The organism is Succiniclasticum ruminis DSM 9236 (assembly GCF_900112895.1).
In the GTDB taxonomy this organism is placed as follows: Bacteria; Bacillota; Negativicutes; order Acidaminococcales; family Acidaminococcaceae; genus Succiniclasticum; species Succiniclasticum ruminis.
The window spans coordinates 211,491-234,807 of the sequence record NZ_FONL01000003.1 but is presented as its reverse complement, the minus strand read 5'-3'; the positions used below and the strand labels follow the sequence as shown (position 1 = coordinate 234,807).

Sequence of the window (23,317 nt, the reverse complement as noted above, 5' to 3'; positions counted from 1 at the left end):
GTATCTGTTTTGGCAGAAACAGAACCGCCTGAGGTTACGCTGCCCAAAAATAAGATGTCTCCGTCCGAGTTCACGGCCTTCACATCAGAACTTGCATTCACATTGCCGTCAACAGTGATTTCTCCCTCCTGCTCCAGAGTAACTGTACCGGCTTCGCCATTCTTTCCTTTTTTGGTCACAAGATCCGATTCGACAGTTAAGGCGCCTGCATCCAGATTAGTGAGCGCAATATTGCCATGCACCTCGTCAGGAATAGCCGCCCGCAAGTTTTTGCCCGCATGGGTCCGTACCGTTACACTGCCGTCAATGACCTTAACCGGGTTGCCGTCTGCATCTGTTTTATCCGTAGGCAGGCCGTTGGCTGTAAAGTACCGGAACTCGTTCCGGTCGTTTGTCAGTTTTACTTCCCCCTTGCTGACCGTATCAACCCTGGCGGCTCTCAGCGCGCCGTCTTCCGTTTCGGTAATGCTCCCCTGCTCCGAGGTCAGCGTAACCGGCCCACCGCCTGTGTAATAGACATCCTGGCCATCCGCGACCCTGTTCAGGTTTCCTGCTGTCACAGTACTGTTCAACAAAACATCCGACTTTGCGGAAAGTTCAACCACAGTGCCTGCGGTGACAGTTTCTGTGGTCTCCAGCTTTCCTTCGCTTTCCGCACGCAGGTCGCCTGCAATCCGGATTTCTCCCAGCTTCATGGTGGTATCGTCACCCAGCTGGCCCTTCACGCCTTTCAGGCTGGCGCTGCCGGCCTCCAGGCCGATTACGATTCCGTTGTTCAGGATGCGCAGCGGTGCTTTTTCGCTGCCCACAATACCTTTGTCCGCGTCTACAGTAAACTGCAGCTGTTTGCCCGCGTTCAGGTAAGCCTGTGCATAACCGGCCTCCTGTGTCATTTCCACACCTTCGGATGAATCAAGGGCAATCGTATCCCCGGCGTACAGGGAGCCCACCCGCAGTACGCTGTTCTCGCCAGTAGTAATCATATTCTTTATGTAGATACTGCCGTCGGCGGCCGCCGTCAGCAGGTCTCCGGACAGATTCACGCCCAGATACTTGTCCGCTGCGCCGATATCTTTCGTGCCGCCGTAAGCAACAAGATTTCTGGCATGAATGTTGCCCTGGTTCAATTCACCTGCCGTCACTGCCGCATTGTAAATACCCTCCTGGGTATACAGGCGCACGTCCTGGTCCACAGCGGTAATAATACCGGTATTCACCGGCGAGAAGACGCCCTTTTCATCACTGCGACCCGCAATAAACGCATTATCGCCGTGAGCAATGATATCCACCTTGCCGGTAGCCTTCACGCCCAGGGGGCTCATATTGCCGATAACAAATTTGAAAATTACTCCGTCTGTGCGAACTACATCGCCGTCAGCATCCAGGGCAACAGGCACTTCCCTGCCCTCGGCATTCTTTTCAAAATACAGAATATGACCTTCGCTGTCATACATGGTCACGTCTTCCGCATCTGCGTTGGCCAGCAGCTTTAGATTGGCAATAGCTTTCTCAGAACTGCCGATAATGTCTTTAAAAAGAATTGTGGTGGTCGTATCGCTGCTCATACCGACACCCTGTGCATGCAAGGTAACATTCCTGCCTTGTACGTTAGCGATTTTCTTCTGGGTCTCCGTAGTTACGCCGCTTTCCTTGTTGATGACTGCATAGCGGATGGCATAGAGCATCTGTTCCTTTGTCCAGATATACTGGGGATGTTCATATTTGTCTACGATTGCTTTATAGTTTTCGTCCTGGGCCAGATACGCGTCCGCATCCGCGTACTTCAGCGAACCGTCCGGGTTAGTATACTCGGCTTTCAAATCGTCGTTGGCTTCACCGCTGACGCAGAGAGCCATCTGTTCTTCCACCCGGGCCTTATAATTGGCCGCGTCCTTTTTCAGTTCTTTGATATACGCTCCTTCGTAATCCTCCGTCCCGGCGATGAGGCCCATGTCGATCCAGCGGCGTACCAGATCGGCTTCATCCATATTATTGGTTGTCTCTGTTTCGGGAAGGGCATCCAGCAGACGGCCATTATTCGCTGTCAGTGTTACATCCCCCTCCCGGGAAACGATTTTGCCCAACCGCATATCGCCTTCTTCTTCTTTCAGGAAAATGTCACTACGGGCACTGGCATTTACCGCAGCAGAATCCGGATTCGCGCCGTAAGCCTCCGCCACGGTATCCATGACAATATCCTGCTCAAACGTGCCGATACCCCCGTTCTTACTGGTCAGGGTTACTTCCAGGCCCCGCACCGTTGCCGAGGTGCCCTGCTGGGTAATATTTCCGTCTGCCGTCAGCATCACGTCGCCGGGTTTTCCGGCCGCATTAAGACCGCCGCTGACCAGTTTCTCGATAATCACATTGCCGGGCAGGGCCTGGCCGGCCTCTGTGCCTCCCTCTACGGTAATATCAATGTTGCCGCCGTTCGTGCTTTCCGCGCTTAAACGCAGGCCGTCATCGGTGGTAAAAATACCGTCGGCACCGGTATTACGGGTGCCCAGAGTAGTAATGTGAATATTTTCAATACTGTCTTTCGCGTACAGGTGTACTGTGCCTGTATTCAGGGCTGTCCCGCCTTTCTGGACAATGCTTCCGCCTGAAGACTGGATATCCAGCATAGCATCCGCCGTATTATTTTTAATATTGCCCGAGAGCATGATATCGCCCGCTGTTCTATTGGTATTAATCAGAGCGATACTGCCTGTTTCCTGGCCCAGGAACCCGATGCTGATATCCTTATCCGCAGCCAGAGAGAAAGTATAGGTCTGGGTGCTGCCGGTCTTGGTAGTCCATTCCAGATGGTATTTGGGATTGGATCCGAGAAGCCACCAGTCGCCGCCTTCCTTCCATTGGTTGGTTACGGTACGGGTATAGCTGGTCACCTTGTTTTCATAGATGGAACCGAATTCACTGTCTTTCAGTTTTTTATTTTTCAGCATACCGCCGCTATAATAAGATGGCTTATAATAATCGTCGGAAATCTGATCAATGAATTCACCGCTGCCAAGCTGACGGGTTCCGTTGTTCCTGATTTCGTACGGTGTGGATGTTTCATACTTTGCCAGACTGCTGTCGGTGTCGCTGCCAATGTCCAATGCGCCCCAGAACAGGGTGGAGTCCACTTTGTGATAATATTTTGTCTGGCCGGTTTCCGTACCCAGGGACCAATTGTAACGGAGCCCCGGTTTCACGGCATAGGATCCAACTTCATACCCGATTCCCTCAGTTGTAACCGCATGCTGTTCCGCCGCCGCCAGATCCTTTCCGTACTTGCTGTAATCGGTAATGGTCCGGATCGTGTCATGGGTATATTCCGTCCAGGTATCTCTGGCCAGGTCGGTAATGGTGATCTTGCCTTCCGTATCGTTGTTCAGTATCTTGCCTGCCTGCAGATCCAGCTTGCTGTTGTTGACGACATTGATGTCCGCGCCGCCATTCATAGCCAGGATCCGGCCGTCACCGGTGCTGGAGATACGCCCCGACAGGTAAATCTGGCCACCCCTGGTATCGATATCCTCCATTACCAGACTGTTCGCTATCGGATCATAGTATACCTGCACAATGTACTTGAAAGCGCCGATGCTTTTATCATATACTGTCCTGCCGCCATCATTTACTTTGTACAGGGCACGTCCTCCCACGTAAACAGGAGTTTTTACTACACTAAAATTCTCCCATGGGTTAGGTTTTATTTTGTACATTATATCCGAAGCATCCGTATTTGCCGGAATCTCTGCCTCGTATTTGCTGAAACCGCTCTGGATGAGTCCATTCACGTTAATATCCGAGGCTGCGATATAAATGGAGCCCCCGGCGATGCGTCCCGCCTCCGCACGGGTAGTATCCGTTCCCGTGCTCTTCAAATCTAAATCAATTCCGGAACCCATAATAGGATTATAGGAAGAACCCTTCCGCAGATCCTCCAGGGACTTCTGGACTTCTTCGCTGTTCAACTCCGGAGGCCGCCCGCCGATATTTACAATGCCGTCCACAAAATCCTGGGAGATGCTGCCTTTGGGAGCGGTCAGCTGGATCGTCTTGCCTATGATGTTGACACCTCCGGTATCGCCGGAACCGATAGAAATATCCCCGCTGGCATTATGGACGCGGACATCACCGAAATCATTTGTAATGTTTCCCATCACGGCCACATTGGTGACAGGATGGTACACGCCCTCATTACCGTTGGCATCTTTGACACGTATCTCGTTGCCAGCCCGGTTTTCATTGTCTACAAGGACGGTACTGACCCTGCCCGTCGCCGTATCGTTCTGAAACTCCGCAAAGGCGGCATTTCTGTCTTTATTCTTATTCAGGGCATTAACATCTTCATTTTTCGCCACACTGACGCCCTGGAACCGGATCTCACCGCCGTTGTCACCCACGCGGACACCGTCTAATTTCAGGAACGCATTGGAATAATTGCTCACACTGGCCTGAGGAACGCCGCCGGCATTCAGCCTGCCGCTGCCATACAGGTTGTCCGAACTGATCAGGATGCTGCCACCGCTGACCAGTATTTCCGGTACTTCCACATACCGCACGGTGATACCGCCGGCCTTGTAGACCCGAACTGTTTTGCCGTCCTTAACCACGTCTTCATACAGGCCGTGCTTTTCCATTTCCTCCAAAATACGCTGGCGCTGCTGTACATACCCGTAGTAGGCAGCCGTTTCCTTCGCATTGCTGCCGACGCCATAATCCTCCAACAGCTTTTCAACAGCTTGCAGCTGGCTCCCAAGCTGGGAGGCAAAATCCATGGTCCCGGTTTTGATGTCTTCCTCGCTGATTTCTATATTAGAGCCTTCCGTACTGATAACCAGCTCATTCCCTGATCTGTCCGCAGGCGTCAGTCCCTCCGGCAGAACGCTGCCGCTGATTTCAATAATTGCCTTGTTATGGATACCCGTCTTTAAGGCGCCGTCTACCTTCACATAATTGTTGTTGGTCTCTTTGATATTGGATTTCCCTGTATCGTTGGTCAGAATCTGGTAATCCTCATTCTCGTTTGCAAAAAAATTAATCTTGCGAACATCCTTAAATATGGTTTCCGTTCCGTTCTCCGCAGCAACATTAATATTGTGTACCGAAGTAGCCCTGCCGTCGGCGCCCACTTCTACCTGCTGATTGTTTTTCAGGTTATACTTTACTACCGGATCCGTATATAAGGATATCAAGGTGTAGTTATAAGCAGTAGCCCCCGTGGATACTGTCAGGCTGGCATCCGTCCCCTCCGGAGTCTTCCCCGCAAACAGGTTGATATCGTGACCGCTGTACAGGTCTCCGTTTATCTGAATCTTGTTGTTCCTGGTCACATTGTTTTCGGCGTCGGCAGAAGCAACGCCTCCCGCGCCGCCCACCTTGGCCTCCGCAACTGTACTCAGTTTTACATCATCGCTGGCGCTTAAGGTCAGATCCCCGTCGTCATAGCCGCCCTCCTGTCGCAGGCTTGCGTTTTTACCCACAGTAATCCCGTTGGCGGCGGTTACGTTATTAACGCTGTACGCCCAGATATTTTCTCCTACCCCGCCGCCTTTTCCTTCTACCTTGTTGGTGTGGTCCAGTTCTGTATGGGCGTCGTAAACCTGGCCGGTGCGGGTGGTCACTTTGCTGTTGTCCCCCACCTCCACATTGGCTTTGGTATTCGCAGCCGCATCGGATTTCACGTCGGGACTAATCTGGATTACGCCGCCGATGTTCATATGGTTGCTGTAGGTCTCGCCGTCATCGGGGCCTACTTTGGCACGATTCACCGCCTGCACATAGGCCTGGTCCGCATTCAGCACGGTCCCTTCTGCCAGCACGGTTTTCGTATCCATGGCCAGTTTATTGTCGGAATTGGCCCAGGTAACACTTAGAATGCCGCCCGCCCCGGTCCTGGATGTAGCTTTGGAAACAGTTTCCTGGTCCGCGGCAATGTTAGCCGTGTCCTTTACGTTCCAGACACCGGACAGGGTAGCAGTATTCGTAGTCCTGGTATCCACGGTAACGGTAGCATGGGCGCCAAAATCCGTAATGCCGCCGCCGTCTCCGTCAGCAAAGGCCCGGGTTTCGCTGCTGCCTCCCGCCAAAACCTTCAGTTTGTTCACATCGCCGCCACCGGCTTCCACAAAGCTCTTGTCGTTTCCTTCCGCAATGGCGTCGCCGGCGCCGATGGAGGATACAAGACCAATCGTGAAATTGCCGAGAAGACTCCTGCGTCTGGCATTGTTTTCCGTAACCAGATTCAGGTCGGTAACGGCTTCTGTTACTTTCAAGGTTTCGCCTTCATGATCCCCTTCGGTAACGGTTTCTTCTTTTTCTTCTGTTTTATATACTTCTTTGCCCACAGCCACTTTAGCCGTGGTTTCCGTAATGGCCCTGCTGGCGTTGGCATTCACGTTTACCCCGACGGAAACGCCGGTGCTGTGGCTCTCCCCCTGAGCCATGACCGTATCATTTTTGCCGATAACAGCCTTCGCTTCCACATTATCCGCCAGAAGTTTATTGTTGTCTTCCACATTGACCAGAGCCTGAGACTTGGCCGTAGCGTTGCTGTGCATCACGGAAACGCCGGCGATTATGCCTACGTCTGTGCCACCGGCCTCCGCCTTCAGCACGGGAGCGTTATCCGCTTCCAGCCGCAGCCGGTCTGCGGTAAAGGTATTATTGCTTCCGTTTACGTTGATAGCCGCTTTACCTGTATCCGTAGCCCAGGCGTTGTTTACCAGCACCTCCAGACCGCCTACGGAAACGCCCAGGGCTTTGGCAGCCGTCCGCCCGGCCCGGTCCGCCTGCAGGGTCAGTATCGCCGGCAGGTTGACGGTCACTTCCTGTTCCTTGCCGTTTTCATCGGCAATTTTTACAGTCTCCGTTTTGACAATGCGTTCCGCTGTCAGGGAACTGCCGCCTTTTACGCTGACATAATTGTCCGCCCGGTCTTCGTTATTGGCGACGCTTACTTGCACCCCAATGCTGCTCATAGGCTGGATGCCCATCATGTAAGCCTTGCTTCTGGCAGTATCCGAGGACTTCAGGGTCAGATCCCCGTCTGTCGTCCGGATGATGCTTTTATTCACCGAAACGCCGGTGGAACCTTTCGTCACGATGCCCGCATAGCCAACGCCCACGCCGGCCACACCCGCCGACGCCTGGGTAGTGCGCACACTGATGGCCTCGTCCTTGTCCCGTTTGTTGGCCTGCTGCGCTACCAGGGCCACGCCCTTTCCGGTAATAGAAGAGTTGTCCACGGCAATGTCGTTCTGCTGGTTCAGGTGGTACAGGGTATCCGTCACATTCACTGCAAGGACCCCAAGCCCGCCTGTGCCTCCGTTCAGGTTCCCGTCGTTATATTCGTCGTTAAAGACTGTCACATCGCCGGCAACGGCTTCCAGACTGGAATTTCCCCGCACATAGGTATGAACCCCGGCACCGGTGATCCCGTCGCCGTTTTTGGCATTCACGTCAGTCTGCTCCTGCATATCTTTCTTTTCGTCATCGGTCAGGCCGGAAAGGTACCCGGACAAGTCGTAGTTTGCATTGTCGTTCACCATTTCCAGGGTCTTGTTTACTTCTCCTTTATGGCTGAAGGTACCGCTGTTCTTTTCCTCGTCCTTTACATCATCCGTGTCGCCAAGACCGCTGTTTACGGTTACGACCAGCACGTTTACCCCTATTTCCGCGGCGCCGACCGCCACGCCGGCTGTGGTGGCATCAATATCTCGCCGGGTCCCGGTGGTCACGGCCAGTTTGTCTTCCGCTTTCAGGGTACTGTTTTCAATCACAGTGCTGACGGAATCATTCAGCGTGTTCACGTCCACGCCTACACCGATTCCGGCCAGCAGACCGCCGGCTCCGTCGCCGGTCCGGTCTTTGATGGTGAGATCGTTGCCTGTCTGAACGGTAAGGGTATCGGCGGTCAGTTCGCTGCCTGTGATGCGGCTGGCCACCCTGCTTTCAATATTGTTCACCGCAACACTGGCGGCTATCCCGCCGCTGAACAGCCCCGCCGCAACGCCTGCGGAAACCAGGGTGGTTTCCAGCGTGGTCTTGTTTCCCGCGTCAATGGCCAGGGAAGCTGTATCCGTACCGCCTTTCTTAATATCGCTGTTAACCACGTCGGCGGTCACTACCGACTCCTCATTCACCACGCCAACGCCTACGTTCAGGGAAGCAGCTATCCCTGCCTCGCTTGCAGCAATGGCAAGACCCGCGTCTATATTCATATTATAAACTGCGTCTTCGTGGCTGGCTTCCACCTTTGCATCTTTGGTAAAGTCCACGGTAGCGTTGGTCACTGTGGCAACAGTAGCGCTTTCCATCTTGCTGGTACTTACGTTGTCACCGGTTTCCAGGGCGAACTCGGTAGTGCCGGCAACGGCTCCGGCCACGTTAAAGGTAGACATGGCCTGCTTAGCGTTGGCAGTCACGGCAAAGGTATCGGCAAAGACGGTATTCTTTGTTTTACTGTTCCCGTTGGTTTCGTACTGCTTCTTCTGGCTGTTCCATTTGGTATCCTGAGAAGAAACTGCCGATGCGGTAACCCGGTCCACCTTGTTGGTGCTTCCGGTAAAACCTGCCGCCCCGGTTCCGGTCTGGGTAATGCCCACGGAAGCCGCACCGCTGAATTCCGCTACGTTGGTGAAATCCGCCGCATGTATGGTCACACCGCTGCGTTTATCTTTATTGTTTATTTGGGAATCTAATACCCTGGCTGTAGTAGAGCCGCTTACGTGGTTCAGATTCACGACACCGGCCACGGAACCGGCAATGCCGCCGTCGCCCATGGCCACCGCCACACCGCCGTTGGCCAGGACAGACGCAATGGAATGGGTAGCGGAAGCATCCACCACCACACCTTCCTTTTCTTCTTCCTCACGGCCTGTCTGCAGTTTGCTGCTCTTCCAGGTGTTGGACGTCACGGCCCCGTCAATCAGATAGCCGCCGTCGGTTTTCAGTTTGCTGTTTGTTTTAATCTTTGCAGAATTACTGTTTTCAGCCACTACGTTGCTGTTTTGGATCAGCGCCTCGGTTTTGCCGCTGATCGTGTTGTTGGAACCGGCCACACCGATAGCCGCGGCTATCCCCTGGCCGCCCACATCCACTTCCAGCACGCCGGCATAGTTGGAGACAGCATCATCGCTTTGGGCGATCACGCCTGCGCTGCCCTTACTGTAAATATCCCCGTTCTCTATTTTTGCTGTCGCATTGTTTTCAATATAATTATAACTGCCGGAACCGCCCAGGGCCGCCGTGCCTTTCCATGTCCCGGAAGCGCCTGCGGCCGCACTGGTAATGCCGGCGGCGGACGCAGCCCGGATATCCAGGTTCCCCACATTCATGGAACGGGCTGTCTGTTTTTCCGAATAAACGACGTCTGCCGATGTGGTGTCTTTCAGACGGTTAATTCCCACTGCCGCCACACCGGCCAGGAACGACTGCTGCCCGCTGAGCTGCAGGGCTGCCGCCCCGGTCTTAATGGTAGAGTCGCTATCGGCCCGCACCGTTACGGAAGGCAGTACTGAAGAATCCCCACTCTCATTCTTATTAACCGTTGTGTCTTTCAGTAACGCCGATACATCCTTGTTAATTTCCGCATCCGCCAGTACCAGCTGGGCGCCTGCGGCAGACTTCTTCGTAATTCCGACCCCTGCGGCTACGGTTGTAGCCGTAGAGGTATCAGCCGCAGTCACATTTACTGAAGAAGATTTACTCAATCCGTCAGAAGGGGTTTTGATGTCCGTGTTGCGGATTTCCGCCCGGACGGTTTCCTTCCCGTTCCCTTCTTCTGTTCCTTCGTCACTTTCCGTCAACGCTACGCCTACCCCTAAGGCAACGGTACTGCCTTTCAGGGATACATCGGCATCGCCGGCTATCGTGGTTTTTGTGGTTTTGTCCCGGACATTTACCTTCAGGGTTGCAACATTATTAAGGGAATCCCTGTCTGCTGCCGTTTTCGCTGTTTTACCGTCCTTGTCTTCTCCCATGACCGCAATGGTGTCATTATGGCCCCGGTTCACGGCAAAATTGCCATGGGCAGCCACGGTACTGCTGTCCTTATAACTGGCAGCCGCGCCTACGGACAAAGCCAGGGCATAGGCATCATTTTGGGCATCCAGGTCTATGAGGGAACCGGCTGACGCATCTCTCCTGTTAATCCGGTTCCGGCTGAAATAAACACCGGTGGTGTCGTCCATGCTGTTGTAGGCAAGTCCCAGCCCTACCGCATTCTTGCCGCCGGCAAAATCTCCGGTCACATTCACGATGTGACTGGTGTTCCGGGCCGTTCCACTCACAGTGTCGGCTTTGATTCCGCCGTCTTCCCTGCTGCCGTCCCGGTTGCCGGTAACGGACACAATATTGTCCTGATCCAGGTCATTGAAAGATAAAGACCCCGCGCCGCCGAAATTCTTGGTGCTGATGCTGACGCCGGCGGCTACGGAAACGATATTGGTATGTACATCTGCCGCGGCCTTCACACTGCCGGCTTCCAGTTCTTTGTTAGCGGCAATATCGGCGCTGAACTTATTGGTTATCCTGCCCACCGTAATCGCTGCGCCTGCGGAACTTGTTTTTCCTCCCGATGCTTCTACTGCCACATTGACGATGGCACTGCCGGCCTCTATCCCCAGTTTTTCCTTTGTCTCATCGTTCAGATAGCTTTCGCCGGTGGCGTCAACCTTGCGGTTTTTCAGGTAACTTACATAGGCATTGTTGCCTTCCTTGCCGGAAATATCCCGGTCCGTCACGGATACTTCACCCTTGGCTTTAAGCGTCTTTGTTCCGCTGATATAACCACGGTTTGTGTTATTCAGTTCGGCATAGGCCAGGGAACCCGTACCGTTAAAACCATGGGCAGATGTGCTGACGCCCAGCGCCACCGCCGCGTTCACCTGGGTAAGGGCATTCTCGCCTGCCGCTTTCAAATCGGCTATACCGGTATAAGATCCGCCACTGATACCGCTCCGGATATCATTATTAATTTCACTGACCGCGGCAGTAATACCCGCAGCAATTGCCTTGCCGCCGTCCGCTGCGTTGGCAAAGGCAAAATCCACGCCTCCTGCCACCTGGATATCGCCGTCATAAGCCCGGTTATCCACATACGTGCCGGTACTGTCGGTATTCATTGATGTATCATAAACCATCAGCGAGTGCACATCGCTGTCAATCTTATTCATGGAAAGGCCGAAAGTCGCGCCGATATTGGTACCGGTTCCCTGGCTGTCATTGGTAACGGCAAGGCCTAAGGCAGCGGCTGCCTCTGTCCCTTTCATGATGGCTGTATTTTCAATCTGACGGGCCTGGGAAATTTTAGCATTACTGATCTGTGCCTTCACGTCCCGCTCCAGATTGTTCACACTGACCGCCGCGCCCAGAGCGCCTTTATGGGCCGCATTGTTGGACGCAACCCCTGCGCCTCCGCTGAACCAGTTCAGCGCCGCAGCCCCAGCCCAGGCTCCGGTAAAGAGATCGTCCAGCGCTTCATTCTTCAGTGTCCCGGTTGTACCGGCTTCCTTTCCGCGCAGGATCAACGCTGTATTGTCAATCACCGCCGCCGTCGTACTGTCATTCCAGTTCACGCTAACACTGCCGGCCAGGGCAGCGTTAAAACTGTTGTCCGCCGCATCGTTATTCTGGGGGATTGGATCATACCCACGCAAATTCATTCTTTTCTTGGTCTCACTATTGCCAAAGAACTTATTTACCTTGTTAACTGGCCAGCCGATTACGTTCTGCAGGGATTCGGTAATATCGCTTTTTGCCTGTGAAGCAGTTTTATTCCATTTATTCACTGTGTCAAATCCGGCGTGGTTTTCCGAATTGGAAACGCCTTCCACCGCCACGGCATTAATAGTGCCCTTATTCTGCGCACTTACGGTAATATTCTGGCCGGTCACACTGCCCTTACCACCGTTTTCCCCGGTCTTTGAGCCCAATATACCCTGAACATCCTTCTCCGCATCCTCAAATTCCCTGTCCATGCTGCGAATCTTCGCCTTGTCCGCTGCTAAGGCACGGGCAGCGGCTAACGTATTCTGCGCTCTTAGCTGATCCTTTTCCTCATCACTCTTATCTTTATACCCATCAGACTCCGTATCTTTACTTTCAGTGGAAGCTCCTGTTCCATTATCGCCAACCACTGCCATGCTGTTTACATCCAGCCTGTTCAGGGCAAAACCGGCCCCGACCGTTGCTTTCGATTTGGCGCTGCCCAGAGCCAGGCCGCCCACGATATTGGCGGCGGTCATCGAATTGGCTGCCCGCAGCGAAACCGCGCCCGCAGCATCTAACGTCGCTTCATCATCCACCAGGATAAGGCTGTTGCTGCCGCCGTCCTGTATGTTAAAGGAGCCTGCCAGACCGCTGCGGTCTGCTTTGCCGCCACTGTATATAATCGCGATATCTTCTGCGGCAGCATTAGCACTTACCGCTATATCCCCTTTGGCCCGCTCCGATGCCGACCCGGTCTGCATCTTTACATTTTTGCCTGCCAGCACCAGGCTGTCCGCGGAAATATCCTGCCAGGCAAAGCTCGCGCCGATGCCTGTACCATTGGTTTCGGAATAAGCCAGGAATTCCCCGCCATTACCCGTAGCGCTGATAGCTTCCGTAGCCGCTTCAGAGTGAATATTAATATCCCCGCCCGTTTTTAAGGCAGACTGCTCCCCGATCGCTACGATCCCCTTGTTTTCCATGGTGGCAATATTAACGGAAGCCGCAATATCATAATTGGAACCATGGCTGTCCTGTCCGTCTATGGAATAACTGCGCACATAATAGTTTGTATAAGATGCCGGACTTAACATATCAGAAACTGCTCCTACCAGTTTCTTTGCGTCATTGCTTGCTTTCAGGTAATTTTTTCCCTCGTCGGACATAAAATCCACAAAGGCCGACAACAAATTGGTCCATTTGGCAGCAGCCTCTGATTTGCTGATAGAGCCATCCTCCAGCTGAGTCTGCACGTCAACCGTTTCGTCTTTCCATTTAGTCAGCTTGCTGGCATCTTTTCCAAACTTTTTAAAATCTTTGATCAGGTTTTCCCAGGCTTCCTTGATGCTGGTACCCCGGAGCGTACTCATGGAATTGTTGTCATCACTGTCCACGTCTGCATTCAAGTTGATATTCCCTTTTTCAGCATGTAGTGAAACGCCTTTATTGTTTCCTGACTGCAGTTCCACCGTGGCGTTATTATCTATATTGCTGTACAGGAAAGCGACAGCCACACCTACCTTGGAATCGTTTGCAGCATTCGCCTGCTGTTTGTTCAACTGCCCTGTCACGGCATGGGAAAAGGATGTCATGTCCGTCCTGGCATTTAGAGAGATATCTCCTCCCGGTACAGGATTACCGTCCGCATCGTTAACCGTATTTCCCTGTCCGTCTTTTTTCACGGCATCCCCCAGGGCTTTCAGCTCAACCCCCGGGGCTACAGTAACATTGGCGGTATTCGTGCTGTCCACCACCGCAACAGCAGCGCCTGCGGTAACATATTCCAGAGCGTTGCTGAACACGTTTTCCATGCCCTGAAGCTTGCCGCCCTGCCGGAACCCATCCCATCCCAGCTTCGTTTTAATTTTGTTGGCCAGGGAGCCTGCGTTGGTATCTCCGGTTACCTTGAATTCAACTAAGGAATCAATGCCTTCCCCGCTACTGTTGTCCGCTGAAATCCCCAGAGAGTCCACCGTGTTCGTCGCATCTACCGTAACGCTTTCCGCTTCCACAGACCGTTTCAGGTTCACATTGGCTGCAGAATCGTAATCCAGCCAGGCTACCGCGGTAGAAGCAAAGGTATCATCCATCCCGGCAGACGCGGCTTCCACCGCGATACTGCTGCCAGCCTTAGCCTTTGCGGAAAATGCGCCGCCGGCACTCAGTTTCTGTGCCGCGCTGTTATTCTGTGCTTCTTCCACATTTATTTCCGCAACGCTGTTGCCAAACAAAAGGGAAGCCCCCAGATATATCGCGTTTCCATTGTCGTTGTCCGCCTTCAGTGTAAGTGCCTTAGCCGTCGAATCAAGGGTAGTACCTGCCTTTGCAGCCAGCGCAATATCTCCGCCGGCAGACATCTCTCCCTTTATATCCACCAGCGCTTTATTGGAAGCATTCACCACTGCTACCGCCGCAACCGGCAGGGCCGAAGTAGCGCCCTCTTCTTTCTTGCCAACGGTTTTAGCCTGTATTTTAATGGTTAAGCTGGAATCCGCCTGCAGGGCCGCATTACCGCCGGCGTTTATTTTTCCGGTATCGTCCAGCGTGACAGAAGCTGCGATAACCTTATGGGCCCAGTCCGCTGTCATGTTAATTCCCAGGTCATTCAGGAATTCAGCGCCTACATTGGACAGTCCGTCTAAACCAGTCCACTCCTTATTGTTAAATGTCGTACTGGAAGCCGCGGAAATATCCACATTGCCGTCACCGCTGATTTCACCCCTGACAGCAACGGAAGCGTCATTATGCACGTTTGCTATGGAATCATAAGTCTCCACACCCGGAAGAAGCGGATTATTGATAAATTCATGGGATGTTTGCGACCGCAGGATGATGTCGCCACTTTTATCCTCCGCCACAGCGGTCATGCCGATGTTACTGAAAGCAGCACCGGCGGCGTCCTGTGTGTTGACAAGACTGGCGAAATTAAGGTCTTTTTGACTCTTCAGCACCGCGCCGTTCTCAATGGCAATATTACCCGCACCCATTACGATACCGCTGCGGGTATTGATTTTGCCCTGGACTTTTATGCCTTTGCCTGCATCAGTATTAAACTCCAGGCCCGTTGCATTAAATGCTCCTGCACCTTCCCCGCTGGTTACACGGGTACCAAACTTGTTAAAATCGTTCTTAAAGGCAGCAGCCACCTTGCTTTCATTTTCCCACAAATCGTCAAAATAGTCGGAAGAGGGAGCCAGCACCACGAACTTACCCGCGTTAATCACACCGGTCGGGCCGACAGCCATACCGTTCCCGCTGAGGAAATACAGGTTACCATCTATGCGATTCTTTTTAATAGCGTTCACCGTACCGTTGATGTTGATACGGTCCTGCACCAGGTTGACCAGATTGTCTACATACTCCGAACCGTTCCTCATTTTAAAGTGCATGTTGGCAACATGCCCGCTGTCTAAATTAAACTTTTTGAATTCATTTATGCCGAGGGAATGGCTGCTTACTATTTTCTGCGTGTACACATCGTACACGTTGCTAAACCTGTCTACGATACCGGCTCCGTTAGTTATAATCTCCGTGGCCCAGGCGTTGGCAGGAAACAGGATGCCCGCCAGCACCAGCGGTACAATCCACTGTGCCGCCATACGGGGACGGATCACCGGCTGTTCATCGGCAGTGTACGCCTGCTGCATGGCCGACGCCATCTGCAGCATACATCCCCCCATACGCGCCGCCAACCGGCTGACGATGTTCTTTGTATTATTTTTACCGTGGTTCTTCGCGATTTCCGATACCACTACATAACATTTCCTCGCATTGCTCCAGATAACCTTGTAAACCTTATTCATAACCCAACCCCCATTAAAATTACGCCGGAATAAAACACCAAATGCAGCACTGCGTTTAAACAACACTGTTCATTATATTTTACAGATGCATAATATATTAAAGATGCATACAAATTACCATAATAATTATAACAAAAAGAATATGTTAAATAAATGACAAAATCAACCCATTTATTAAAAACTTTTAAAATTCGCCGTAATTGCCCTTTATAATTATATACAAGGCAGGCCGTGCAAAATTGACACCAGCCTGAAACAGACGACCTGCCATGTCTGGCAAGCCGCAGAGGAAGCAAATGCCCGCTTTAACCCAGTTTGTTATTAGTAAGAAATTACAGCAATATGATAAATCTAAACATAAAAAGTCCCCATGCGGAAACCCGCATGGGGACTACGTTTGTCATGGCAGGGGCAGAAAGAATCGAACTCTCAACACACGGTTTTGGAGACCGTTGCTCTACCAATTGAGCTATACCCCTGTGGAGCGGAAAACGAGACTCGAACTCGCGACCCCAACCTTGGCAAGGTTGTGCTCTACCAACTGAGCTATTTCCGCGTGGCGACCCGGACGAGACTCGAACTCGTGACCTCCGCCGTGACAGGGCGGCATTCTAACCAACTGAACCACCGGGCCGTTTGTCAGTTCACCTGACGTTTAAGAATTATATCACAGGATAGTAAAATACGCAAGTTATTTTTTAACCGGATTGTTTTTCCCGGTACTGCCCCGTTTGGTCAGCTCTACTCCGTCATGGCACAGGGGGCAATCTTCCGCTTTAAATGTAGGTACGTCCAGATGCAGCAATGCTTCTGTCCGCACACCAAAATCTACCTTGCCGCCGCTGCGGTCTACCAACAGACCCACGCCGATTACATTGCCGCCGTGTTCCCTCACCACGTCCATCACTTCTTTTACGCTGCCGCCGGTGGTCACGATGTCTTCCACTACCAGCACCCGGCATCCTTCCGGAATCTGGAAGCCGCGTTTCAGGGTCATCTTGCCGTTTTCCCGTTCTGTGAAGATGGCGCGGGTCCCCAACGCCTTGCCGGTTTCATGGGCCAGCAAGATACCGCCGGTGGTGGGCCCTACCACTAGTTCAATATTGTCACTGGCATAGCGCGCGGCAATCTCCTTACACAGTTTTTCGGTATAGGAAGGATGCTGCAGTACGTTGAACTTCTCCACATACATGGGGCTATGCAGGCCGCTGGTCAGCAGGAAATGCCCATGCAGGACAGCCTGTGTTTCTTCCAGTAAATGCAGTACTTCTTTTTCACTTAACATGAAAGTGCCTCCTCTGTTATATATTCTTAATCTCTTCTACAATGGCTGCGGCCGCCTGTTTCCTGTCCGCCGCTTTCATGATGGGACGCCCTACCACGATATGGGAGGAACCGTTGGCAAAAGCCTGTGCCGGTGTGGTCACACGGCTCTGGTCGTCCAGGGCGCTGCCTGCCGGACGCACGCCGGGGGTTACAATCAGGAAGTCCGGTCCGCAGGCTTTACGGATTTCCTCCGCTTCTTTAGGCGACGCCACTACCCCGTCCAGTCCGGCTGCTTTGGCCAGCTTTGCCAAAGCCAATACCTGCTCCGCAATGGTATTTTTATAATTCAAATCAGCAAACTGTTCCTCGTCCATGCTGGTGAGGATGGTGACTGCCAGCAGCTTCGGGCGTTCAATTCCAAGTTCTGCCGATTTTTCTCTGATGGCAGCCGCTGCCGCTTCCATCATCTTTTTTCCGCCTACGGCATGGACGTTGATCATGTCCACGCCCAGTTTCGTTTCTACTTTCAGGGCACTGGCTACCGTATTAGGAATGTCCTGCAGTTTTAAGTCAAGAAACACTTTCTTGCCACGCTCTTTCAGGAAACGGATCATCTCGTTCCCTGCCGCGTAGTACAGCTCCATGCCGACTTTATAATAGATTACCGCGTCCCCGATTTCCTCCACGGCCTGCTTCGCTGCTTCTGCCGTTGGAAAGTCCAGGGCGGCGATGAGTCTCGGATCGCTCTGCATGTTGTCACCTCTTTTGTACTCAAAAACCTCACACTGCCATCAACGCGTTCCAGAAAACCGGAATATCAGCACCGGCCCGGAAGCGCCAGCCCGATCATATCCTGTACCTTTTTGATATTGTGTCTGTCCATGTATTCCAGAATGCCAGGGCTGATAGTCTCCGCAATGGCCGGGTTCACAAAGTTAGCTGTGCCCACGGCAATGGCGCTGGCTCCTGCCAGGAAGAATTCAATGGCGTCTTCCGCGCACATGATGCCGCCCATACCGATAATGGGAACCTTCACCGCCTGGGCCACTTCGTAACACATACGCACAGCAACCGGACGGATGCATGGACCGCTCAGTCCGCCAGTCACATTACCCAGCACGGGGCGCTGACGGTGAATGTCTATCTTCATGCCGATGAGGGTATTGATCAGGGAAAGAGCGTCTGTCCCCGCGTCTTCTGCCGCTTTCGCCATTTCCGTAATACTGGTCACATTGGGGGAAAGCTTGGTGATGACCACCTTGGATGTATTCTTTTTCACTTCTTTGACTACCTGGGCCATGCTTTTGGCGTTGGTGCCGAAAACCAGGCCGCCGTCTTTGATGTTGGGACAGCTTACGTTGATTTCCACGGCGTCCACGCCTTTTACGTCCAGTTTCGCCGCCAGTTCGCCGTATTCTTCCGGACTGGAGGCATCGATATTGACAATAATGGGTACTTTATATTTGCGCAGTTTAGGCAACGTTTCTTTCAAAAAGTACTCGCTGCCCGGATTTTCCAATCCCACGCAGTTCAGCATGCCGGAAGGAGTTTCCACCACACGCTGGCCTTTATTACCCGCCCGGGGCGCAAGGGTAGTGCCTTTCACCGTAACGGCCCCCACCTTTTCCAAATCCAGAAAGTCCGTAAATTCCAGACCGAAGCCGAAAGTCCCGGAAGCGGTGGTCACCGGTGTTTTCATTTTCAGGCCGGCAATATCCACAGCCAGACGGTTATGATACAGATATCTTACCATTCCGTCACCTCCTCTGCCCGGAACACAGGCCCGTCCTGGCAGACCTTGACGCGTTTGCCGATGCCCTGGCAGCTACAGGACAGGCAGGCGCCCAGCCCGCAAGCCATATATTTCTCCAGCGATACCTGGCATTTGATTCCTTTTTCCAATACGGCAGCGGAAACCGCTTTCATCATTGGTGCCGGGCCGCAGACATACACGCTGTCGTAACAACCCTTTTCCAGCATATCCGGCAGACAGGCCATTACGGTCCCTTTGGTTCCCAGCGTGCCGTCATCCGTCGTCAGACTGATTTGTCCTGCGATGCCGTCATACAGTTCTTTCCAGAACAGGTCGTCCGCTGTTCTGCCGCCCATGAGAACGTCAGGCCTGATTCCTTCCCCAACCATGCTTTCTGCCAGATACAGTAAGGGCGCGAGTCCGGTGCCGCCTCCCACCAGCAGCGGATGTTTCGCGCTGCGGTCAAAACCGTGCCCCAGAGGGCCCACTACACTGAGCCGGTCCCCGCTGCATACATCTGCCAGAATGTTAGTGGCATTGCCCACAATGCGATAGATCAGGCTGATGGAGCCGTAATTCCGGTCCACTCCGGCCACGCCAAGGGGACGGCGCAACAACGGAGCAGTTCCCTTGGAAACCTGCACGTTGACAAACTGGCCCGGAACTGCTTCTGCCGCAATCCGCGGCGCAATCAGGTCAATCTGTTTGGTCGTGGCATTCAGGACACGTTGCCCCACGACTTTTGTTTCTTCTATATACTTAGTCATTCAAATCCTCCGGTATATTTCCGGTTTCAGACAAACAAACCCTGCAAGCTATTTTGCAAAATCTTTGCCGGTTCAGGGTTTTACTTTTCGCACACTGCGCCGTCTTTCATGACAAATTTGCCGGCCACCACTGTCGCAACAGCTTTGCCCTTGCACTGTTTGCCTTCAAACGGCGTAACCTTGCCCACCGTGTAGAACTTTTTGGAGTCTACCGTCCACACTTTATCCAAATCCAGGATTGTAATATCTGCCGGGGAGCCTGCTTTTAAGGTGCCGCCTTTCAGGTTAAAGATCCGGGCCGGGCTGCAGCTCATCTTGTCAACAACCTGTTCCAACGTCAGCACGTTCTTGTGATACAAATCCGTCAGAACAACACCTACTGCTGTTTCCAATCCACAGAAACCATTGGGCGCCTTGCGGAATTCCACATCCTTTTCTTCCGGGGCGTGAGGGGCGTGGTCAGTGACGATCATGTCAATGGTCCCATCCAGCAGGGCAGCCCGCATGGCGTCAACGTGATCCTGACTCCGCAAGGGAGGGGAAACACGGGTAGCCGTGCTGTAACTCATGCAGGCTTCATCGGTCAGGGTCAGGTGGTGCACAGTCACCTCCGCCGTTACCGGATAGCCTTTGGCCTTGGCCTGGCGAATGATATCCGCCGCGCCTTTGCTGGCCACATGGGCAATGTGGATATGGGCTCCGGTATAACCGGCTACCAGTACGTCCCTTGCTACGGCAATGTCTTCCGCTACGGACGGCACGCCGGGCACACCAATCTTTGCGGAAACCGCACCTTCATGCATGTAACCGTCTGCGTTCAGTTCGCTTTCAATGCTGTGGGAAATCAGCGGCGCGTCAAAGCTTGTCATATATTTTGCCGCATTCATCAGAAGGCGGCTGCTGTACACATAATGGCCGTCGTCGGAAAAAGCCACCGCGCCCTTTTCCAGCATATCGCCCATCTCCGCCAGTTCCTTGCCTTCTTCGTCCTTGCTGATGGAACCAATCACTTCCACGTTCACATAGCCTTCCTTCGCGGCCCGTTCTTTGATACCGCTGACTACGATGGAAGTGGAGATGGCAGGTTTCGTGTTGGGCATGCAGGCGATGGTGGTGATGCCGCCGGCCGCTGCCGCCATGGTGCCGGTGCGGATGCTTTCCTTGGCTTCCAGGCCCGGCTCCCGCAGATGGGTATGCATGTCGATAAAACCGGGGGCTACTACTTTACCCGCAGCGTCATAAGTCTCATCGGCTTTGTCCGTTATGTTCTTTTCAACTTTTGCGATTTTCCCGTCTGCTACCAGCACGTCGCAGATTTCATCCAGTTTCTGAGAGGGGTCTACCACCCGTCCGTTTTTAATTAGCAGCTTCAATTTGTTTACCTCCAGTCAGTGTCAGGAATAACAGCGCCATACGAACGGCCACGCCGTTCTGTACTTCGTCGCGGATTGCCGCCTGGTCGCAGTAGCCTACGTCCCAGGAAATCTCCAGACCCCGGTTCATGGGGCCGGGATGCAGCACCACGCAATCCGGTTTTGCCAGTTTCAGCCGCGCTTCGTTCAGGCCGAAAATGCGGGCATATTCCCGGGGTGACGGGAACAGACCGCTCTTCTGGCGTTCCAGCTGGATTCGCAGCACGTCGATGACATCTGCGCCTTCGATGGCTTCTTCGATACGTTTGTGATAAGTCACGCCCAGGCTTTCAACGGCGTAGGGCATCAGGGGACGGGGTCCCGCTACATGCACGTCCGCGCCCATCTTGTTCCAGGCCGCAATATTGGTACGGGCCACCCGGCTGTACAAAATGTCGCCCAGGATGACCATTTTCTTTCCGTTTAAATCTTTCAGCCCCTTTTCCCGCAGGGTAAACATGTCCAGCAACCCCTGGGACGGATGGGCATGGGCGCCGTCGCCGGCGTTGATGATGACCGGCTTTGCCACGTCCGCCGCGTAAACGGCAGCCCCTTCAATGGGATGGCGCATGACGATGGCGTCGCAGCACATGGACTGCACGGTGAGGATAGTGTCCCGCAGGCACTCACCCTTTACCACGCTGGAAGTAGAAGTCGTAATGTTGACCACGTCCGCCCCCAGATATTTGCCCGCCAGTTCAAAAGAAGTACGGGTCCGGGTACTGGGCTCATAGAACAGGTTGATGATGGATTTGCCCCGCAGGGATGGTACTTTTTTGATATCACGCTTCATAATCTTTTTCATTTCCGCAGCGGTCTGCAGAACCAGGTTGATTTCCTCGACGCTGAAGCTCTCCAGGTCAAGGATGTCCCTGCCCGCCAGGGACACAGTCGCTTTTGCCATTGCAGTTCCTCCTGTCTGATGTTGGAAACTCCGCCCGCCTTTCGTTTTGTCAGCCGGTTCTGTCAACACGTAACCGGAACACGAACGGTTTCCTGAAAAATAAAAGCCTTCTCGTCCCGCAGGATGCAAGAAGGCTTAATATCTTCCATAATACTACTTTGCTAAGTCACCTTACAGCCTCACAGGACCGTTTTAAAGGTAATGCTTATTTAGTTTTGTTAATTATAACACGAACCGCCTGCCGCTTCAACTAAAAATTCTGTGTACACATTGAAGAAATTTGACAGTTTTCCCATAAGTATCTGTCTGGCACAGCACAGTGCTTTTCAAAAACTGCACCCGCCCGCAACATGAACTTACGAAACCAGTTTGATCAGATTCAGATGCTTATCCGACAAACAGGACGGATTCATGATGTCCGTCATGAACTCCCACTGTTTATTGCTTCTTGATGGCTGGGTACTATGCCAATATTCCGCCATCATCTGCATAAACTGCTGAACCTGTTTCCGGCGTTTTTCTTTGCCGGAAAACGCAGACAGCCATTCTCTCTGCCACGTCGCATAAATTTCCCATTCATCTTTCATCAGCAGCCGGGCGCAGGCAGCCGCCATATCCCGGCCGTTACGCAGGACAAAGCGGATCATGCCCAACGCTTTTTCTTTTTCTTCCAGCAATTCCATTTTCCGTTCCACCTGCCCCAGCATGCCGGAGTCCCGGGTCGCAGCTTCCACTTCCAGCACTTTCTCTGACAGCAGGACACGGTTGTAGCGGTTCATCCCCCAGCGCAGCAACACCAGAGAAAACAGCTGGCAGGGATAAAACAGCCTGAACGCAGTTTCAAAATTATCCCACTTGCTTTGAATCTGCATATGGAGAGATACATCCGCCATCACTTTTTTTATCAAAACGTCATCGCGCAGTGAACCTAAACACAGGCACAGATGCTTTAGCAGCATCTGACATTCTGCTGCCCAGCCGCGCTGGGCAATCTGCGCTGCCGTATTGCTCCACTCCATCGCAAATTGCTGCCGCATGACACGGTCGACCGAATCATGCCGCATTACGCTCCTGCTTAAACGACAAATAATCTTTAAGGCGTTAATCTGACGTCTGTCTGCCGCCACAAACAGCAAATCTGACAAAATTGAAACGAAACCCGTAGTAACCGCAGCCTTGGAAGTTTCCCAATACTTCTGCAGCGCTGTTACAATCTCCCGGAAATCCCATTCATTCCGCGTGCGTACAGCAGTATCTGTCACATTCTTAAACTGCAGGTAACCCTCTTCGGTCAGTTCCCTGTCTTCCGGTCCGAGCAGACGCAGGCCACTGAGAATCGCTTCCCCGCAGTACCGGCCAAGCCGGGGCATATCCCGTTTAAAAGCCATGCAGCCCAAAAAGCCGGCCTGTTTAATCAAATCCTCCCAGACTGTCGGATGTAGCTCCAGCGTTTTCCGGAAAATACTCATAAACCTTTCTGCGGACTCTTCTTCCCCGCTCCGCAGGTAGTACAGGCCCCCGTCCTTCAATTTGGACGCAAGATCCTGCGAATACTCTCCGCTTTCCAGCATCTGGTTCAGCAATTTAAAGTCCGGCGCCTGCAACAGCAGTTGCCGGCGCCGTTCTTCTTTTTCTTCTTCCAGTTCCTGATCAAGACGCTGATCGAACTCAGTATATCCTTTTTTAAAAATACTGTTTTCCGGTTTTTCCAT

8 protein-coding genes and 3 tRNA genes are annotated in these 23,317 nt (G+C 52.9%); all 11 read right to left on the bottom strand.

The genetic code is table 11. The features are described from left to right. A partial coding sequence (locus BM159_RS04390; RefSeq protein WP_143089390.1) for a leukotoxin LktA family filamentous adhesin occupies positions 1-15,503 on the bottom strand: 15,503 nt, incomplete at its 3' end. 403 nt (positions 15,504-15,906) lie between these two features. After that, a tRNA-Trp gene (locus tag BM159_RS04385) sits at positions 15,907-15,982 on the bottom strand. Position 15,983: 1 nt separating this feature from the next. Further along, positions 15,984-16,059, bottom strand: a tRNA-Gly gene (locus tag BM159_RS04380). A 1-nt stretch (position 16,060) separates the two neighbouring features. Continuing rightward, a tRNA-Asp gene (locus BM159_RS04375) sits at positions 16,061-16,137 on the bottom strand. Between the two features lie 57 nt (positions 16,138-16,194). Further along, positions 16,195-16,788: an orotate phosphoribosyltransferase gene (gene pyrE, locus BM159_RS04370; RefSeq protein ID WP_093913039.1), complete on the bottom strand. Its 594-nt coding sequence runs from the start codon at positions 16,786-16,788 to the stop codon at positions 16,195-16,197. Between the two features lie 16 nt (positions 16,789-16,804). Then, complete coding sequence (gene pyrF / locus BM159_RS04365) at positions 16,805-17,521, bottom strand: orotidine-5'-phosphate decarboxylase (protein ID WP_093913038.1); 717 nt, start codon at positions 17,519-17,521, stop codon at positions 16,805-16,807. A 65-nt stretch (positions 17,522-17,586) separates the two neighbouring features. After that, positions 17,587-18,522, bottom strand: coding sequence for a dihydroorotate dehydrogenase (locus BM159_RS04360; RefSeq protein WP_093913037.1), 936 nt, complete (start codon positions 18,520-18,522; stop codon positions 17,587-17,589). Beyond that, a complete protein-coding gene (locus BM159_RS04355) occupies positions 18,516-19,289 on the bottom strand; it encodes a dihydroorotate dehydrogenase electron transfer subunit (protein WP_093913036.1) in 774 nt (257 codons plus the stop codon). The genes BM159_RS04360 and BM159_RS04355 overlap by 7 nt, the downstream gene beginning before the upstream one ends. A gap of 80 nt (positions 19,290-19,369) precedes the next feature. Next, positions 19,370-20,662, bottom strand: a complete 1,293-nt coding sequence (locus BM159_RS04350) for a dihydroorotase (RefSeq protein WP_093913035.1) — start codon at positions 20,660-20,662, stop codon at positions 19,370-19,372. After that, the gene (locus BM159_RS04345; protein WP_093913034.1) at positions 20,646-21,605 is read right to left on the bottom strand and encodes an aspartate carbamoyltransferase catalytic subunit; all 960 of its coding nucleotides are present in this window, start codon (positions 21,603-21,605) and stop codon (positions 20,646-20,648) included. The genes BM159_RS04350 and BM159_RS04345 overlap by 17 nt, the downstream gene beginning before the upstream one ends. A gap of 356 nt (positions 21,606-21,961) precedes the next feature. Further along, a complete protein-coding gene (locus BM159_RS04340) occupies positions 21,962-23,317 on the bottom strand; it encodes a hypothetical protein (RefSeq protein WP_093913033.1) in 1,356 nt (451 codons plus the stop codon).

What these genes read in the sequence shown, in the direction of transcription:
- BM159_RS04345 (WP_093913034.1), bottom strand. Translation starts at nt 21,605, where the DNA reads ATGGCAAAAGCGACTGTGTCCCTGGCGGGCAGGGACATCCTTGACCTG.
- pyrE (WP_093913039.1), bottom strand. Translation starts at nt 16,788, where the DNA reads ATGTTAAGTGAAAAAGAAGTACTGCATTTACTGGAAGAAACACAGGCT.
- BM159_RS04360 (WP_093913037.1), bottom strand. Translation starts at nt 18,522, where the DNA reads ATGGTAAGATATCTGTATCATAACCGTCTGGCTGTGGATATTGCCGGC.
- BM159_RS04340 (WP_093913033.1), bottom strand. Translation starts at nt 23,317, where the DNA reads ATGGAAAAACCGGAAAACAGTATTTTTAAAAAAGGATATACTGAGTTC.
- pyrF (WP_093913038.1), bottom strand. Translation starts at nt 17,521, where the DNA reads ATGCAGAGCGATCCGAGACTCATCGCCGCCCTGGACTTTCCAACGGCA.
- BM159_RS04355 (WP_093913036.1), bottom strand. Translation starts at nt 19,289, where the DNA reads ATGACTAAGTATATAGAAGAAACAAAAGTCGTGGGGCAACGTGTCCTG.